The sequence below is a fragment of the Novosphingobium sp. genome (genome assembly GCF_019748365.1).
In the GTDB taxonomy this organism is placed as follows: domain Bacteria; phylum Pseudomonadota; class Alphaproteobacteria; order Sphingomonadales; family Sphingomonadaceae; genus Novosphingobium.
Map to the genome: position 1 here is coordinate 1 of NZ_JAIEPN010000100.1, position 17,660 is coordinate 17,660.

Genomic DNA, 17,660 nt, shown 5'->3' on the forward strand with positions numbered 1-17,660 from the left:
TTGAAGCTCTGCACATCATGCACATTGTGCGCGAGCATCAGCACGCCGCGCTTCGAATACATGATGTTGTAGTTGAGTTCCTGGCTCAGCCCGTCCCACAGCTTCACCGCATGATCGTAGAGATGCGCGCTCTCGTCGTAGAGGTAGTTCGAGCGGATGATCGTGGTGTTGCGGCCGGTGTTCCCGCCGCCCAGCCAGCCCTTCTCGATCACCGCGACATTGGTGATGCCGTACTTCTTGGCGAGGTAGTACGCCGCGCCGAGGCCGTGCCCGCCCGCTCCGACGATGATCGCATCGTAACTCGCCTTGGGCGCCTTGTCGGGCCAATGCTCGGGCCAGCCCTGATGGCTGCGAAACGCCTCGCCGATCAGGTTGAAACCGGAAAACCGCTTCATCGTCAGTCGATCCCCAAGGCAGCGCGGCTGCGCTCGACGTAAAAGGCCTTGAACGCGTCCACCAGCTTCTCCTCGACCGAATACATGCCCGGGCGATAGCCATCGCCCTTGATGCCGGCATGGTTGATCGCCGAGAAATGGCTGTCCTGCGCATTGGTCGCGCGCCACACCGCAACAAGGTTTTCGGGGTCGTAGTCGACTCCTTCAACTGCATCTTCGTGCACGAGCCATGTCGTGCGCAGCAAAGTCTTGTCCGGGCCGAGCGGAGTAAGCGAGAACGTCACCACGTGGTCGCAGCAGAAATGGTGCCACGAATTGGGCTGCGTCCACACGGAAAGGCTGGTCTGCTCCTTGTCGCCGTGCGGCCAGATCAGCTTCTTCGAGGCAGGCTTGCCATCCAGCGTCTGCGACACCGCACCGTTGGCGAGCGGCAGCCGCGCCACACGGTGCCACCAGCCATCCGGAAACTCGACCAGATCGTAATAGATGCCAAGGTCCTGCCAACGCTGGCGCTGCGCTTCGAGCATGGCATCGAATTCTGCATCGTCGACCACGTCGGCCTCGCCGTCCTCGGGCAATCCCTTGCCGAAACCGTACGTCGAAAGCGACTTCATCAACTCCGGATGGCCCGCGTCGCAGTGATAGCACTCGCGGTTGTTCTCCATCACGAGCTTCCAGTTGGCAGGCTCGATCAAGTCATCCTGCACCGCAACCTTGAGCTTCGTCATGTCGAAGATCGCGATCTGTTCCTCGATATCGGCCTTTACCCGGTCGATCGGCGGCGGATTGTCCGAGAGGCAGAGGAAGATCAGGCCGCCGATGTTTTCGAGCGCGACGGGGCGCAGGCCGTTGTCCGCCTTATTGAAGCCTTCCGGCATGTTGCGAGCGGCCAGCAGCTTGCCATCGAGCGCAAAGGTCCACTGGTGATACGGGCAGGTGATACGCGACGCCTTGCCTGCGCTCTCGCACAGCTTTGCGCCGCGGTGGGTGCACGTATTGTGGAAAGCACGGATCTCGCCCTGCTTGTCGCGCACCACGATCACCGATGTTTCGCCGAGTTCGAACAGGAACTGATCGCCCGGGTTCTTCACATGCGCAATCGTGCAGGCATAGAGCCACACCGACTTGAGCATGACCTCGGTATCGAACTTGTAGGCTTCCTCGCTCACATAGAGCTTCTGCGGCAGGGTGAAGCCGGGCTTGTCCGCCTTCAGGCTTTCGGCAATCGCGTCAAAGTGCATCATGGGATCAGCTCCGCAATGCGTTGTTGTCCGGGTCGAACGGCGAGTCCGGGATGATGACCGCGCGGTGCGGCTCACCCAGGATCACGATTTCGAGTTCGGTGCCGACAGCCGCGTGCTCGGGTGCGACCATCGCCAACGCGAGGCTCTTGCCGCAGCGCCAGCCATAGCCGCCCGAAGTCGCGCGGCCAACCAGCGCGCCGTCGCGGAAGATCGCTTCCGAGCCGCGCGCATCGGCATCAGTCACGCCGAAGACTTCGAGCGTGACGAACTGCCACTTGAGGCCCGCTTCCTTGCGCGCCAGCAGCCCCTCGCGGCCCTTGAACGCGGGCTTCTTGAAGCTAACGAAGCGGTCCAGCCCGCTCTCAAGCGCGGCATATTCGATCGAAAGCTCGCGCGGGATGAGCTTGTAGCTCTTCTCGATCGCCATCGCGGTCATCGCGCGGATGCCGAAGGGCTTGATCTGGAACTCCGATCCCGCCGCCATGATCTTGTCGAAGATGTAGTTCTGCATCTCGATCGGGTGGTGGATCTCAAAGCCGAGCTCACCAATGAAGTTGACGCGCAGCAGATCGACCTTGGCCGAGCCCAGCGAGACCGACTGGCCGGTGAGCCACGGGAACGCCTCGTTCGAAAGATCGCTCCCGGTCAGCTTCTGCAGCACCACGCGCGACTTGGGACCCGCCACGACCAGCACGCCCATCGCCGTCGTCAGCCGCTCGAAGCGCACCGAACCGTCGGTCGGCAGGGCCTTGAGCAGATAGTCCTGGTCATGCCGCTCCAGCGCGCCTGCCGAGACGAGGTAATACTGCTGCGGGCCCTTCTTGTAGACCGTGAACTCGGCGCGCACGCCGCCAGCATCCGTCAGCAGGTAGGAAAGCGTCACGCGGCCAGTCTTCTTCGGTACCACGTTGGAAAGCAGGCCATTGAGCCAGTCCTCCGCACCCGGACCCGAAATCAGGCACTTGGCGAACGCCGACATGTCCTGAATGCCGACGTGGCTCGTCACGTGGCGGCATTCGTTGCCGACATGCTCGAAGTAGTTCGAGCGGCGGAACGACCACTTCTCGCGGATTGGCTCGCCCGGCACATCGGGGTGGTTGTGGTTGAGGATCACGTCGGGCCGGTCGAGATCGGACTCGGTCAGCTCGTAGCCTTCCGGCGCGAACCAGTTGGGGCGCTCCCAACCGAACACGCTGCCGAACACCGCGCCCAGCGCCTTCATCCGGTCGTAGCAGGGCGTGCGGCGCAGCGGACGCGCGGCTTCGCGCTCCTCGTCCGGATAGTGGACGGTGAAGACCTTGGCATAGGCCTCCTCGTTCTTCTCGATGAGGTAGCCCTCGCCCGCATAGTCGCCGAAGCGGCGCGGATCGACGCCCATCATGTCGATGCTCGGCTCGCCCTCGACGATCCACTGCGCAAGCTGCCAGCCTGCGCCGCCGGCCGCGGTGATGCCGAACGAGTGGCCTTCGTTGAGCCAGAAGTTCTTCCTGTCCCACGCCGGGCCGACAATAGGCGAACCATCCGGCGTATAGGCAATCGCGCCGTTATAGACCTTCTTGACGCCGACTTCGCCGAACGCGGGCACGCGCGCGATGGCCGAGAGGATATAGGGCTCCAGCCGCTCCAGCGCATCGGGGAAGAGCTCGTATTCGCTGTTCGCCGCCGGGCCCTTCACGTAGCACGCGGGCGCGCCGACTTCGTAAGGCCCGAGCAGCAGCCCGCCGGCTTCCTCGCGCATGTACCAGCTCGCGTCAGACTCGCGCAGCACGCCCATTTCCGGCAGACCCGCCTTGCGCCGCGCCATGATCTCGGGGTGCTGTTCGGTGACGATGTACTGGTGCTCGACCGGCACGACCGGGATGTCGAGCCCGACCATCTCGCCCGTTTGACGCGCAAAGCTGCCGGTGGCGGAGACGACGTGCTCGCAGGTGATCTCGCCCTGATCGGTCGTCACCACCCATTCGCCATTGGCCTTCTGGGTAATGCCGGTCACGGTCGTGTTGCGGTAGATCGTGGCGCCGCGCTGGCGGGCGCCCTTGGCGAGCGCCTGCGTGAGGTCGGCAGGCTGGATATAGCCATCCGCCGGATGCTGGATCGCGCCGATCACGCCGGTCATGTCCGCCAGCGGCCAGATCGCCTTGACTTCGTCCGGGCTCAGGAAATTGACCTCGACGCCGATCGTCTTCGCGACGCCAGCATAATACTTGTACTCGTCCATCCGGTCGCGCGTGGTGGCGAGGCGGATGTTCGAGACGTTGGAGAAGCCGACATTGAGTTCGGTCTCGGCCTCCAGCGAGGGGTAGAGATCGACCGAGTACTGGTGCAGCTTGCCCACCGAGTACGAGAGGTTGAACAGCGGCAGCAGGCCCGCCGCATGCCACGTGGAACCCGAGGTCAGCTCCTTGCGCTCGATCAGGACGCAATCGCTCCAGCCCAGCTTGGCAAGGTGATAAAGCGTGCTGACGCCCACCACACCGCCGCCGATAACCACTACCCGCGCTGTCGTCTTCATCTCGCCCTCGGCTTTCGCGTTTCTATATCAGGTACCCGATATGCCAGCCAAGCGCGCGCGGCTGAACCGCTCATTGCTGCCATCGCGAAGACTAATGCTGGGTATTAGGTTGAAATAGGTTTCTCGCAGAGACGCAGAGGAGACGGAAGAGCGCAAAGAGGATGTGCAAATCCCGCCGGAGGCTCAACCTCATCAACCACAGTGAGGTTAAGGGCAGCTTCGCTGCGAAACCATTCCTCTCTGCGATCTTCTTTGCCTCTGTGTCTCTGCGAGAAACAGGATATCAACCCACCGCCACCGGCAGCTTCGCGAGCGAATGCGCCGCAAACACAACCACCGCAGCCCCCGCCAGCGCCGCCCACGGCAGCACCCCCGCGCGCTTCACCGCCGGGCTTTCGGCGAAATCCTCAGACATCGCCGCCGGAAACACGCCCTTGTCCTGCACATAGTGGCGATAAGCAAAGACCGGCAGGATCAGCAGCACCCCGATCAGCCCATTGCGCAGCGTCCCCGCGCCATAAACGTCCGCCCCTGCCCCCATGAAGGCCATGTTGACGAAACCCAGTACCGCGCCCAGCGCCAGCAACCAGGTCGGGCAGCGGAACGGGCGTTCCCAGTTCGGCCGGTCCATGCGGTGGATCCAGCCCGATTGCAGGTTGAGGAAATTGAACGCCATGTAGCAGACGTTGCTGATCATCAGCACCGCAAAGTAGTCTGACGCGAGCATCAGGATCAGATTGAAGCCAAGGTCGGTCCACATCGCCGCCGTCGGCGCGCCGTGGCTGTTCACCCGGCCCAGATACTTCGGCAGCCAGCCATCCACCGCCGCCTGATAGAGCGTGCGCGAGGAGCCCATCATCGAGGTCATCACGATCAGCAGCAGCGAGAGGATCAGCGTGGCGATGAAGATATTCGCGACCACTACTGCGCCGCCGCCGCTCACGCCCAATCCCTTGATCACGATGTTCGCCAAGGCCTGCGCAACGCCCGAACCATCGGCAATGCGCGGGTCCATCATCGCCTCCAGCCCCAGCGAGGCCTGAAACGCCAGCGGCACCAGCGCAAAGATCACGATGCAGAGAATACCGGAGGCAATCAGCGCGCGCGGCGTATCCTTCGCCGGGTTCTTGAACTCGCGGGTATAGCACACCGCCGTCTCGAACCCGTAGGTCGACCAGCCTGCAGCGAACATCGCAGCGGCCATCAGGGTCAGGCCATAGCCGTCCCATGTGCCGAAATGCACCTGCCCCGCCGCATCGCGCACCATCGGCAACAGCGGAAACAGGTTTTGCGTCGGCAGGTCACCCGTCAACAACGGCACGAAACCGACAAGGATCAGCGGCGCAAGGCACGCAATGCCGAGGATTTTCTGCGCATTGGCCGCCTTCGCCGCACCGCCATGCTGCAAGGCAAACGTCAGCAGCAGAAACGCCGTCCCGATGATCGAAACGGCATTTATCCGCAGCGTCAGCTTCTCGCGGATAAAGCCCAGATCGAGCAGCGTCACATGCCAGGTGTTGATCGCGGCATCCGGCGCAAACAGGCTCGCCATGATATAGCCCGCCGCCAGACTGGTGCCGAGTGTCAGCACCGGCGACCACGCCAGCCAGTTGCACCATACCGAAATCGGCGCGACGAATTTGGAATAGGGCAGCCACGCCGCCGCGCCATAGACCGAGGCGCCGCCCGACTTGTGCGGATAGAGCCCGGCGATCTCGGCGTAGACGAAGCTCTGCAGGAACCCCATCAGGATCGAGGCGATGAAGATCACCCAGCTTGGCTGGCCGATCATCGTGGCGATCCCGCCGATGGTCAGCAGCACCCCCGCCGGAACGCCGCTCGAAGCCCAGAACGCGCCCTTCCAGTCGAGCGAGCGGTGCAATTGGCCGCTCTCGACCTCCGCGTCCAGGGCATCCAGCGCGGCTACGGTCATCGCTGGCTGGTCTCCCAATCGGGGGCCACGTAGTAAGGCGCATTCGAAGGCGCGAGCAGCGGCTTGCCGAGGATATGGTCGGCGCCCTTTTCGCCGATCATGATCGTCGGTGCATTGAGGTTGCCGGTGGTGACGGACGGCATGACCGAGCTGTCGACCACGCGCAGCCCCTCGACGCCGATCACGCGCAGCTCCGGATCGACCACTGCCATCGGATCATCCACCGCGCCCATCTTGCAGGTGCAGGAGGGGTGATAGGCGCTTTCCACCTTCTGGCGGATAAAGGCGTCGATCGCCTCGTCGCTGGTCACGTCCGCACCCGGCTGGATCTCGCGGCCCCGCCACGGCGCGAAGGCCGGCTGCTGGAAGATCTCGCGCGTCAGCCGCACGCAGGCCCGCATTTCCTCGATATCGTCGGGATGCGTCATATAGTTGAAGCGGATCACCGGCTTGTCCGCCGGATCGGCGCTGCGCAGGGTCACCGTCCCCCGGCTCTTCGAACGCATCGGGCCGACATGGGCCTGAAACCCGTGCTCGCTCGCCAGCGAATTGCCGTCGTAGCTCACCGCCATCGGGAAGAAATGATACTGGATATCGGGATAGCGGATGCCCGCCTTGCTGCGGATGAAGCCGCAGGTCTCAAAATGGTTGGTCGCCCCGAGGCCCGATTTCAGGAACAGCCAGCGCGCACCGACCAGCCCTTTGCCGAACATGTTGGCATATTTGTAGAGCGTGACCGGCTGGGTGCATGCCATCTGGAAGTAGAACTCGAGGTGGTCCTGCAGATTGGCGCCGACGCCGGGCCGGTCAGCCACGATCTTGATGCCGTGCCGCGCCAGCTCTTCCGCCGGACCGATGCCGGAAAGCTTCAGCAGCTGCGGCGAATTGATCGGGCCACCGGCAAGAATGACCTCGCGGTTCGCCTTGACGATCGACCGCTTGCCATAGCGCTCGATCTCGACCCCGACCGCGCGCTTGCCCTCCATCACCACCCGCGTCGCCAGCGTATGCTGCAGCACCGTCAGGTTCGGCCGCCGCATCGCCGGGCGCAGGTAGGCCTTGGCCGCCGAGCAGCGCTCGCCATCGCGGACGGTCATGTCCATCCGGCCGAAGCCTTCCTGCCGGTAGCCGTTGACGTCGTCGGTCAGGCTGTAGCCTGCCTGCTGTGCCGCATCGAGCCAGGCCTGATTGAGCGGGTTCTCGAGCGTGCCATAGCGCGTATCGAGCGGGCCATCGCCGCCGCGATACTCGTTCCCGCCTTCGTCGCGCCGTTCGGCCCGCTTGAAGTAGGGCAATACCGAGGCGTAGTTCCACCCCCGCGCGCCTTCCTCTTCCCAGCGCTCGAAATCCAATGGATTGCCGCGGATGTAGACAAGCCCGTTGATCGAGGACGAGCCGCCCAGCCCCTTGCCGCGCGGCGTATGCAGCACGCGGCCATCAAGCCCCGGCTCGGGCTCACTTTCGTAGTGCCAGTTCCAGCGCGTGGTGTTCATCGGAATCGCAAGAGCGCTTGGCATCTGGATGTAGATCGACTGGTCCGACCCGCCGAACTCCAGCACCAGCACCTTGTGCTTGCCGTCCGCCGAAAGCCGGTCCGCCAGCACGCAACCGGCGCTGCCCGCGCCGACGATCACATAGTCGAAATCCCCGTCAGTAAGGGGCATCGATCGGCTCCATCGCAACATAGACGCCCTTCAGGCGCGTGAAGTGCTGGATCGCCTCGCGGCTGTTTTCAAAGCCGATGCCGGACTGCTTGAACCCGCCGAACGGCATTTCGACCGGGCAGATGTTGAAAGTGTTGATCCAGCACGATCCCGCATCCAGCGCCGCAATCACGCGGTGCGCGCGGGTCAGGTCGTTGGTGAAGACGCCGGCCGCCAGCCCGAATTCCGTATCGTTTGCCCGCGCGATCACTTCCTCTTCGCTGTCGAACGGCAGCACCGTCATCACAGGTCCGAAGATCTCTTCCCGCACCACCGTCATGTCGTCGGTGCATGCGGTAAACACCGTTGGCGCCACGTAAAAACCGGCAGCAGGCACGCCCTCGGTCACGCGGTGGCCGCCGGTCAGCACTACGGCGCCTTCCGCCTTGCCCTTCTCGATATAGCCCATGACCTTGTTCAGATGGGCTTCCGAAATCAGCGAACCCATCTGCGTGGCGGGGTTCATCGGATCGCCCAGCTTGATCCGCTCGGTGCGCGCCTTGAGGCTCTCAAGGAACTGCGGCATAATGCTGCGCTCGACGAACACCCGCGTCCCGTTCGAGCAGACCTCGCCCGCCGAGTAGAAATTTGCGAGATGCGCGCCCGAGACCGCGTTCTCGATGTCGGCATCGGCGAAAATGATCAGCGGCGATTTGCCGCCCAGCTCCAGTGTCACGTTCTTGAGCGTCGAAGCCGCGCCTGCCATGATCTTCTTGCCCGTCGGCACGCTGCCGGTGAGCGAAATCTTGGCGATCCCGGGGTGCTCGGTGAGCAGCGCGCCGGTCGGACCGAAGCCGTGGAGCACCTGGAACAGACCTTCCGGCAGACCCGCCTCGAGGTAGATCTTCTCCACCTCGATCGCAGTGAGCGGCGTCAGTTCCGAAGGCTTGAAGATCACCGCATTGCCGCAGGCGAGTGCCGGCGCGGATTTCCAACAGGCGATCTGGATCGGATAGTTCCACGCCCCGATGCCTGCGCAAACGCCCAGCGGCTCGCGACGGGTATAGCCGAATGCGCTGGGCCCGAGATCGATATGCTCGCCCGCGATGGTCGGGGCGACGCCGGCAAAGAACTCGAGGCAATCGATGCCCGAGACGACATCGACCACCAGCGTTTCCTGGATCGGCTTGCCGGTATCGCGCGTCTCGATGGCGGCAAGCTCATCGTTGCGCTCGCGCAGGATATCCGCCGCGCGGCGAAGGATGCGCCCGCGCTCGGTGCCAGTGCGCTTGGCCCATTCCTTCTGCGCCGCCGCAGCTTTTGCGACGGCCGCGTCGACTTCGGCTTGCCCGGCGATGGGCAGTGTTGCGAGCACTTCGCCGGTGGCGGGATTGATGGTCTGGAAGGTGTCGGTCATCATTGTTCCCAATTGAAGGTAGAACCCCTCCGACCCGCCTGCGGCGGGCCACCTCCCCATTTGTCCCTGCGGGAAAAATGGAGAGGACTTCTCTTCCCTCTCCATTTTGGCGAAGCCCAAATGGGGAGGTGGCTCGCGAAGCGAGACGGAGGGGTTCTTCGTCCTTCTCTTTACTTCCCGAAGTGCCACACCGCATTCACACCCCAGGTGCGCGGCTTGGCATAGACGCCCGTCGTATAGCCCCAGAAAGTCGAGGCGTCGAAGGCGTAAACGCGATACCTGCGCTCGAACAGGTTGTTCACGAAGAACGCCAGATCGAAGTTGCTGTCCTTCGGGGTGAAGCCCACCCGCACATTCGCCACGGCATAGGCGCCCTCGCGCTCCACCGGTGCGCACATCACGGTGAAGCAGAACTTGCTCGTGTAGAGCGCGTCCGCCTGCAGCGAGGCGCGGCCGATTGCGGTGTCGAACTCATAGCGCACCAGCGCATTGCCGGCAAAGCTGGGCGCCTGCGGCAGGTCGCTGGTCTTCACCGTCACGCCATCGGGCAGGAGCACGTTCTTCACTTCGCTGTCCTGCACCGCGCCCGAAAGCTGCAAGGTCAGGCCGGGGATCGGACGGCTGGTGATGTCCGCCTCGATACCCTTGATCTTGGCCGGCAGATTGCGAACCACCTGCGCCGCGAAGACCTGCACGAAGGCCTGGTAGTTCTTGTAGTCGTAGTAGAACGCCGAAAGGTTGAACTGCGTGTTCCCCGGCAGCTTGGCCTTCACGCCCACTTCATAGGCATTGAGCGTTTCCGGCTGATAGGGGATGTTGTTGAGCACATCGATCAGCTGGGTCGGGAACGGCGTGCCGGTCGAGAAGGTGAACCCGCCCGATTTCGAACCACGGTTGTAGCTGGCGTAAATCAGCGTGTCCTCGTTCGGCTTGTAGTCGATTTCCGCGCGAGCGGTCACGCCACGGAACGTCGGGTTCGCCGCGCCAGGCGTCGTCGTCACGCCCGAGGTCGCCCCGCTGTTGAAGCTCCACGAACCCGGCGTCACCGTGCCGGTCGTATCGTTGTAGCGGATGTCATCCGGCCCGAAGTAGAGCGACAGCGCATAAGGCCCCGTCGGCGCGACCGCGTTGTAGACGCCGCGCTTCTTGTCCTGCCAGTAACGGATACCGCCGATCAGCTTCCACTGGTCGTTGATCTTGAATTCGTCCTGCGCGAAGAACGCGAAGCTCTCGGTGCGCTGGGTGAAGTTCACATCTGGGTCGTACTGGATGAAGGGCACAGCATACTTGGCGGCAAACTTGCCGTCGATGATCATGCCGAAGCCGCCGATGGTCAGGTAGTTCTGCCCGAAGGTAGCGGCAGCCCGGATTTCCTGGCTCACCTGGTTGGTGCGCGCGCGCTGGAAGAACACCGTGCCGCTCTCATAGCAGGTCACGCTCTGCGCGGGCGCAGGGCACGGCCCAGGCGAGCGGGGAATGCCCTGCGGCACGTAAGGGAACTCGGGCACGCTGTTGCCCTGCTCGATGTAGAACTTCTTGAGGTGCTGGTAGTCGGTGATCGACGTCACGTCGAACGCGCCGATCTTGGCATCCAGACGCAGCGTTGCGCCGAAAACGTCGCGGTCGACATAGGCATCGCCCGTGCCCGCGGTGCGCCACGGATTGCCGCCCTGCGACGGCGTGATCGCCGGGTTAGCATAGCCGTTGCCGGTCGTGCCCGTCACGCCCCAGTAGGAGCAGACCTGATTGGGCCCGAGAAACTCGCCCTGGAACTGCGCATTGGGGCAGGTCGGCTCGAGCGAATAGAGGCCCGCCTGCCGCTCGCGGTCCGCCTTGGCATAGCGCAGCGTCAGCTTGGCCTTGAAATCGCTGCTCGGCTTCCACTGGATGATGCCGCGCAGCGCCCAGTGGTTGTCCGCGCCGCGGTCGGGCTGGCCGGGGGTGATGTTCTTGATGTAGCCGTCATCGCGCGTGTACTGGCCCGAAATACGCGCCGTCAGCGTGTCCGAAAGCGCGCCGGAAAGCGCCCCTTCCAGCACCACTTGGTTGAACCGCCCGTAGGTCGCCGAAAGATAGCCATCGAGCTGCTCGGTCGGCTGCGCGGAGATGAACTGCACCGCGCCGCCCGTGGCATTGCGGCCAAACAGCGTACCCTGCGGCCCCCGCAGCGCTTCCACGCGCGCCAGATCGAAGATCGGGAAGCTCGCGGCCGTGATCGAAGAGGTGTAGGCATCGTCCTGATAGACCGCGACCGGCGGTTCCTGCTGGTCGCCATAATCGTTCTGCGAGACGCCGCGGATATTGTAGACGACCTGGCTCGAGCCATAGGCGTTGAACTTGAGGTTCGGGATCGCGCGCACCACATCGGTCGCGTTCACGATGTTGAGCGCCTTGATTTCCTTGGCACTCAGCACGCTCACGGCAATACCGACGTCGTTGAGCTTCTGCTCGCGGCGCTGCGCGGTGACGACGATCTCGCCAGCCTCGACCGGCGCCGCAGCGGTTTCCGCACCGGCCTGCGCGTCCTGCGCGGCTGCCGGTGTCGCCAGAAGGCCCAGCGAGATACCCGCAAGGGCCGTGCCCGCCAGCATCGCGCGGCGGATGGTGCTCATGTCCGTCATCTTCATATCTTTTCTCCCCGGAGGACAGCGTCCCTCCCGCTTCTCCAGATGCGCAAAGAAGTGCCTGAAGCCTCCGGCACGTGCAAGCGCGCCCGGCACGCGGGAAACCGAAGCTTGCCGGGCGATGCGAAACGGCAACAAGTATTTCAGATACTTAGGCAATAAAGGTCCGCATCATTTGGGATTATAATTCCCATTAGATGTAGAAATGCCAAGCATCTGGCCCGCTAGCCCTCGAGAAACAGCTCCGCCGCCGCATCGATGATCGCATCGGCATCGAGCCGGTACGTGCGGTAAAGGTCGGGCAAGTCGCCGGTCTGGCCGAACCGGTCGACCCCCAGCGGGCTCACGCGCATGCCCTTGACCGCGCCCAGCCACGACAGCGCCGAGGGCGATCCGTCGATCACCGTCACCAGCCCTGCCCCCGGTGCCAGCGCGCTCAGCAGGCTATCGATATGGCTCGGATCGGGCTTCCTGCCCGTCCAGCGCGCCGCGCGCCGGGCCAACCAGCCGCGGTGGAGCAGATCGGGTGAAGTCACGTTTAGCAGCCCCAGCCCCGGCAGATCCTCGCTTAGCGTTTCCCACGCCGCCATTGCCTCGAGCGCAATCGCCCCGGTGAACACGATCGCGGCTTCGGCGCCTTGTGCCGGACGCTTCAGCCAGTACGCACCCTTGAGCGCATCGGCCTCCCAGCTCTCGTCCTCGCGCGTCACTTGCGCAATCGAACGCGTACTGAGCCGCAGATAGACCGAAGCGCCATCGGGCTTTTGCATATGCTCGAAAGCATGGCGCATCAGCAGCGCCACTTCATCGGCAAAGGCCGGCTCGAAATAATCGAGGTTAGGCTGGCCCATCCCGATCAGCGGCGTGTTGATCGACTGGTGCGCGCCGCCCTCGGCCCCCAGCGTCAGCCCCGAAGGCGTACCCACCAGCAGGAACCGCGCATCCTGATAGCAGCCATAGTTCAGCGCATCGAGCCCGCGCGCAATGAAGGGATCGTAGACCGTCCCCACTGGCAGCAGCCGCGTACCGAAATGCGGCGCCGAAAGCCCGAACGCGGCCAGCACAAGGAAGAAGTTGGTCTCGGCAATCCCCAACTCGACATGTTGCCCGGCGGTATTGCCCACCCACTTCTGCGCCGAAGGGATGCGCGCGGCCTGAAACACGTCCTTGAGTTCGCTACGGCGGAAGAGCCCGCGGCGGTTGACGAAACCGCCGAGATTGGTGGTCTGCGTCACATCCGGCGCGGTCGTCACGATGCGGTCGCCCAGCAGATCGCCCGGCCGCGCCAGATCCATCAAGATGCGCCCGAAGGCACTTTGCGTCGATTGCTCCTCACCGTCCGGCACCGGCAGCCGCGCGGGCACCGGGATGGCCGGGGGCGCATGTTCCGCAGGCTTCATCGCCAGCGCGCTGCGCCCCACGAACGCCTTGAGCTCAGCCGCCAGATTATCGCCCAGCCCGCCCCACGGCTCCCATTCCGCCCCCTCGGCAATGCCCATGCTCGCCCGCAGACCTTCAATCTGGGCGGTGTTCATCATGCCGGAATGGTTGTCCTTGTGCCCCGCCAGCGGCAGGCCATAGCCCTTCACGGTATAAGCGATGAACAGCGTCGGCTTGTCGTCATTGGCCTGTGCGAAAGCCTCGATCAGCGTCTCGGCGCAGTGCCCGCCAAGGTTGGTCATCAGCTGCGCCAGCGCAGCGTCGTCGAAGCTTTCAATCAGCGCGCGAGTCTTGGGCTGATCGCCAAGGTCCTTAATCAGCCGCTCGCGCCAGGCTGCCCCGCCCTGATAGGTGAGCGCTGCGAACTCGGCGTTGGGGCAGTTGTCGATCCAATCTTCCAGCGCCGCGCCGCCGGGCTTGGCGAACACCGCCTTCTGCAGCTTGCCGCTCTTGAGCGTGATCACCCGCCACCCGCAAGTCTCGAAGATATCGTCGAAGCGGCGGAACATGCGGTCGGCGGTCGTCGCATCCAGCGACTGCCGGTTGTAATCAACCACCCACCAGCAATTGCGGATATCGTGCTTGTAGGCCTCGATCAGGCATTCATAGATATTGCCCTCGTCGAGCTCCGCATCGCCCATCAGCGCGATCATCCGCCCCGCATCGGCCTCGCTCATGTGCCCCTGCGCGATGCAGTAGTCCTGCACCAGACTGGCAAAGGCCGTAATCGCCACCCCAAGCCCGACCGAACCCGTCGAGAAGTCGACCGGGATCTGGTCCTTGGTCCGCGAGGGATAGCTCTGCATGCCGCCCAGGCCGCGGAAGCGCTGCAATTGCTCGAGGCTCTGGTTGCCCAGCAGATAGTGGATCGCATGGAGCAGCGGCCCCGCATGCGGCTTCACCGCCACCTTGTCCTGCGGGCGCAGTGCATGGAAATAGAGCGCGGCCATGATCGTCGTCATCGAGGCGCAGCTCGCCTGATGCCCGCCGACCTTCATCCCGTCGCGCTTCACCCGGATGTTGTTGGCATTGTGCACCGTCCACGCCGAGAGCCAGCGCAGCCGCGCATCAAGCGCCTCGATGGCGGGAACGAGTTCGACGCGAGGATCGGCAAGGGCGGCGGTCATGGCAGGCTTTCGATTCCGTCATGGAGCGTGGAAAGTGAAATATAGCGAGACACGCAGCGCAGCGTCTTGCGTAGTTTGCCCCGCACAGGCAGACTATTGGCATAATCTGCCAATTCTGGCGCCATGAGTAAAAGATAATGCCGGATACCGATCTCGACGCGATTGACCGCAAGATCCTGCGCCGCCTCCAGCAGAACGGCCGCCTCACCAACCAGCAGCTTTGCGAGGATGTCGGCCTCAGCCCCAGCCCCTGCCTGCGCCGTGTCCGCGCGCTGGAGGAACGAGGGATCATCACCGGCTATGTCGCGCTGGTGGAGCCCGAGACGATCGGCCTCCCCGTCAACGCCTTCGTGCGCATCCGGCTCGACCAGCAGGACGACCACCACCTCGCGACTTTCGAAAGCGCCGTCGCCGAATTTCCCGAAGTGATGGACTGCTATCTGATGACCGGCGAGGCGGACTATCAACTGCGCGTCCTCGTCCCCTCGCTCGCCGCTTTCGAGGATTTCCTCAGAAAGCAGCTGACGCGCATCGCCGGGGTGGCGCAAGTGACGACAAGCTTCGCGCTGAGGCCGATCGTGAACCGGACCGCGCTTCCGGTGCCGGATTGAGCGCCGCTTTCATCTTCCCCTCGAGAGGGGGACCCCAGACCTGAACTTCCCCAACCTTCGTCATCCCCGCGAAGGCGGGGATGACGAGGAATTGAGTTGCAAGCACCAGCAGACCCGTTCGTGTCGAGCGAAGTCGAGACACGGCCCCACGAAATCGACAACTGCACCCCAACCCCCTTCCCTTAACCGCTCGATTGATTACACGGTTGCACCAACCACAGAACAAGCCTGAAAGCCTGCCCATCCATGTATAACCTGCTCTCCGGCATCACGGTGATCGAGGTGTCCTCCTTCGTCGCCTCGCCGACCATCGGGCTCTATCTTGCCCAGTTCGGCGCCGAAGTGATCCGTGTCGACCAAATTGGCGGCGGGCAGGATTTCAAGCGCTGGCCGCTGACGCCGGAAGGCCACTCGCTCTCGTGGGAAAACCTCAACCGCGCCAAGAAGAGCGTCGCACTTGACCTCACGAGCCGCGAGGGGCGCGATGTGCTGACGAAGCTCATCCAGAGCGTCGGCACCCTCGTCACCAACCTCCCCGTCGGCGGCTTCCTCGCCCATGAAAAGCTCGCCGCCGGACGCCCGGACCTGATCACCGTGCGCGTCATGGGTTGGCCCGATGGCGCCATCGCGCTCGACTACACCGCCAACGCCGTCGTCGGCTATCCAGCGCTCACGGGCACGCTCGCCGATCCGTCGCCGGTCAACCATGTCCTCCCCGCCTGGGACCTCCTCACCGGAGCCTACGGCGCCTTCGCGCTCGTCTCCGCCCTGCGCCGGCGCGACGAGACCGGCCTTGGCGGCGAAGTCCGGCTCCCCCTCACCGATATCGCCATGGGCTCGGCCGCCAATCTCGGCCGTGTCGCCGAAGTGCTGCAATCGGGTGAAGACCGCGAGCGCCTCGGCAACGGCGTCTACGGCACCATCGGCCGCGATTTCGTGACCGCCGATGGCGTCCGCGTGATGATCGTCGCCATCAACGAGCGCCAATGGCAAGGCCTCGTCCGCGCGCTCGATCTGCAGGAAGGACTCGCTGCACTGGAAGCGCAGCACGGCGTCTCCTTCACCGGCGACGATGGCGTGCGCTACCGCCACCGCGATGCGATCTACGCCCTGATCGAGCAGGCCATCGCGCCGCTTTCGCACGCCGCGCTGTCGGAAAAGCTCGATACGAACGGCGTCACCCATGGCCCCTACAAGACCATGCCCGAAGCCGTGCAGGACCCGCGCCTTGTCGGCGAAAATCCGATGTTCCAGCACACGGCGGACAACCCCAGCGGCTTCGCCTACCCCGCCGCTGGGGCCTTCGCGACCTTCCCCGGCATGGAACGCCGCACACCCGCGCCCGCGCCCGTGCTCGGCGCCGATACGCGCGACGTTCTGGCCCACCACCTGTCACTCGATCCCCAAACCATAGACCAGCTCCTTGAAGCCGGTATCGCAGGAACCCCCGCATGACCAAGCTCACCCGTGCAGCCATTTGCGCCCCCATCCGCACCGCCGTCGGCAAGTTCGGCGGCGCCTTGGCAGACCTCAACGCTGGCCAGCTCGGCGCCGTGATCCTCAAGGCGCTGATGGAGCGCACGAAGATCGATCCCGCGCGCGTCGATGATGTCGTATTCTCGCAAGGCTACGGCAATGCCGAGGCCCCCGCCATCGGCCACTGGTCCTGGCTCGCCGCCGGGCTTCCGCTCGAAGTCCCCGGCTATCAGCTTGATCGCCGGTGCGGCTCGGGCCTGCAAGCCGTCATCAACGCCGCGATGATGGTGCAGACCGGCCAGTCCGATGTCGTCGTCGCGGGCGGTGTCGAATCCATGTCGAACGTCGAATACTACACCACCGAAGGGCGCCGCGGCGTGCGCGCCGGGGGCCTCATGCTGCACGACCGCCTCACTCGCGGCCGCCTCATGTCGCAGCCGATCGAACGGTTCGGCGTCATCTCCGGAATGATCGAAACCGCCGAAAACCTCGCGCGCGACTACAATATCAGCCGCGAGGCATGCGACGCCTATGCCGTCCGCAGCCACCAGCGCGCCGCCGCCGCATGGAAGAACGGCCTGTTCGACGACGAACTCGTCCCGGTCGAAATCCCGCAGCGCAAGGGCGATCCGAAGATCTTCGCGCACGATGAAGGCTACCGCGCCGACGCCACGATGGAATCGCTGGGCGCGCTGAAGGCGCTGGAGGCGAAGAATATCCCCGGCGCGGTCGTCACCGCCGGTAACGCCAGCCAGCAGAACGATGCCGCTGCTGCCTGCCTCGTTGTCGCCGAACACAAGCTCGAGGAACTCGGCCTCGAACCCATCGCCTGGTTCCATTCGTGGGCCGCCGCCGGCTGCGACCCGGCGCGCATGGGCATCGGCCCGGTCCCGGCGGTCGAGCGTCTGTTCGCGCGCACCGGCCTTGGCTGGGGCGATATCGACCTTGTCGAACTCAACGAAGCCTTCGCGCCGCAAGTCCTTGCCGTGCTCAAGGGCTGGGGCTGGAGCGACGACGACAGCCGCCACGATGTGCTCAACGTCAACGGCTCGGGCATTTCGCTCGGCCACCCCATCGGCGCAACCGGCGGGCGCATCCTTGCCAACCTCGCGCGCGAACTGGTGCGCCGTCAGGGCCGCTACGGCCTTGAGACGATGTGCATCGGCGGCGGTCAGGGCATCGCCGCCGTGTTCGAGCGCGCGGCCTGATCCTCACCGCCTATGAACCATTCCCCCTCC

At 64.3% G+C, this 17,660-nt stretch carries 11 protein-coding genes; 3 read left to right on the forward strand and 8 right to left on the reverse strand.

Annotation, left to right across the window (positions count from 1 at the left end):
• The 8 genes from K5Q19_RS12630 to K5Q19_RS12665 all read right to left on the reverse strand — a co-directional run.
• Positions 1-395 (reverse strand): FAD-dependent oxidoreductase (locus tag K5Q19_RS12630; RefSeq protein WP_292945695.1); only part of this gene is annotated, 395 nt, incomplete at its 3' end.
• 2 nt (positions 396-397) lie between these two features.
• A complete protein-coding gene (locus K5Q19_RS12635; RefSeq protein WP_292945698.1) occupies positions 398-1,639 on the reverse strand; it encodes an aromatic ring-hydroxylating dioxygenase subunit alpha in 1,242 nt (413 codons plus the stop codon).
• 4 nt (positions 1,640-1,643) lie between these two features.
• Entirely contained in the window at positions 1,644-4,151 is a 2,508-nt protein-coding gene (locus K5Q19_RS12640) for an FAD-dependent oxidoreductase (protein WP_292945701.1), read from the reverse strand.
• Positions 4,152-4,434: 283 nt separating this feature from the next.
• The gene (locus K5Q19_RS12645; RefSeq protein WP_292945704.1) at positions 4,435-6,084 is read right to left on the reverse strand and encodes an APC family permease; all 1,650 of its coding nucleotides are present in this window, start codon (positions 6,082-6,084) and stop codon (positions 4,435-4,437) included.
• Positions 6,081-7,748 (reverse strand): choline dehydrogenase, encoded by a 1,668-nt coding sequence (gene betA / locus K5Q19_RS12650; protein WP_292945707.1) that lies wholly within the window; start codon positions 7,746-7,748, stop codon positions 6,081-6,083. Before betA ends, K5Q19_RS12645 begins: the two co-directional genes overlap by 4 nt.
• Positions 7,735-9,144: a betaine-aldehyde dehydrogenase gene (gene betB, locus K5Q19_RS12655; protein ID WP_292945709.1), complete on the reverse strand. Its 1,410-nt coding sequence runs from the start codon at positions 9,142-9,144 to the stop codon at positions 7,735-7,737. Before betB ends, betA begins: the two co-directional genes overlap by 14 nt.
• Before the next feature lie 170 nt (positions 9,145-9,314).
• Positions 9,315-11,771: a TonB-dependent receptor gene (locus K5Q19_RS12660; RefSeq protein ID WP_292945711.1), complete on the reverse strand. Its 2,457-nt coding sequence runs from the start codon at positions 11,769-11,771 to the stop codon at positions 9,315-9,317.
• A gap of 221 nt (positions 11,772-11,992) precedes the next feature.
• Positions 11,993-14,335 carry a transketolase gene (locus tag K5Q19_RS12665; protein WP_292945713.1) on the reverse strand — a complete coding sequence of 781 codons (2,343 nt, stop codon included), beginning with the start codon at positions 14,333-14,335 and terminating at the stop codon, positions 11,993-11,995.
• 137 nt (positions 14,336-14,472) lie between these two features.
• Here K5Q19_RS12665 and K5Q19_RS12670 point away from each other — a divergent pair, with 137 nt between their 5' ends.
• The 3 genes from K5Q19_RS12670 (at position 14,473) to K5Q19_RS12680 (ending at position 17,630) form a co-directional block, all read left to right on the forward strand.
• Positions 14,473-14,946: an Lrp/AsnC family transcriptional regulator gene (locus K5Q19_RS12670; RefSeq protein WP_292945716.1), complete on the forward strand. Its 474-nt coding sequence runs from the start codon at positions 14,473-14,475 to the stop codon at positions 14,944-14,946.
• A gap of 246 nt (positions 14,947-15,192) precedes the next feature.
• Positions 15,193-16,401: a CoA transferase gene (locus K5Q19_RS12675; RefSeq protein ID WP_292945718.1), complete on the forward strand. Its 1,209-nt coding sequence runs from the start codon at positions 15,193-15,195 to the stop codon at positions 16,399-16,401.
• Complete coding sequence (locus tag K5Q19_RS12680; protein WP_292945720.1) at positions 16,398-17,630, forward strand: acetyl-CoA C-acetyltransferase; 1,233 nt, start codon at positions 16,398-16,400, stop codon at positions 17,628-17,630. Before K5Q19_RS12675 ends, K5Q19_RS12680 begins: the two co-directional genes overlap by 4 nt.
• The last annotated feature ends 30 nt before the right edge of the window (positions 17,631-17,660 follow it).

What these genes read in the sequence shown, in the direction of transcription:
- K5Q19_RS12635 (WP_292945698.1), bottom strand. Translation starts at nt 1,639, where the DNA reads ATGATGCACTTTGACGCGATTGCCGAAAGCCTGAAGGCGGACAAGCCC.
- K5Q19_RS12640 (WP_292945701.1), bottom strand. Translation starts at nt 4,151, where the DNA reads ATGAAGACGACAGCGCGGGTAGTGGTTATCGGCGGCGGTGTGGTGGGC.
- K5Q19_RS12645 (WP_292945704.1), bottom strand. Translation starts at nt 6,084, where the DNA reads ATGACCGTAGCCGCGCTGGATGCCCTGGACGCGGAGGTCGAGAGCGGC.
- betA (WP_292945707.1), bottom strand. Translation starts at nt 7,748, where the DNA reads ATGCCCCTTACTGACGGGGATTTCGACTATGTGATCGTCGGCGCGGGC.
- betB (WP_292945709.1), bottom strand. Translation starts at nt 9,144, where the DNA reads ATGACCGACACCTTCCAGACCATCAATCCCGCCACCGGCGAAGTGCTC.
- K5Q19_RS12660 (WP_292945711.1), bottom strand. Translation starts at nt 11,771, where the DNA reads ATGAAGATGACGGACATGAGCACCATCCGCCGCGCGATGCTGGCGGGC.
- K5Q19_RS12665 (WP_292945713.1), bottom strand. Translation starts at nt 14,335, where the DNA reads ATGACCGCCGCCCTTGCCGATCCTCGCGTCGAACTCGTTCCCGCCATC.
- K5Q19_RS12670 (WP_292945716.1), top strand. Translation starts at nt 14,473, where the DNA reads ATGCCGGATACCGATCTCGACGCGATTGACCGCAAGATCCTGCGCCGC.
- K5Q19_RS12675 (WP_292945718.1), top strand. Translation starts at nt 15,193, where the DNA reads ATGTATAACCTGCTCTCCGGCATCACGGTGATCGAGGTGTCCTCCTTC.
- K5Q19_RS12680 (WP_292945720.1), top strand. Translation starts at nt 16,398, where the DNA reads ATGACCAAGCTCACCCGTGCAGCCATTTGCGCCCCCATCCGCACCGCC.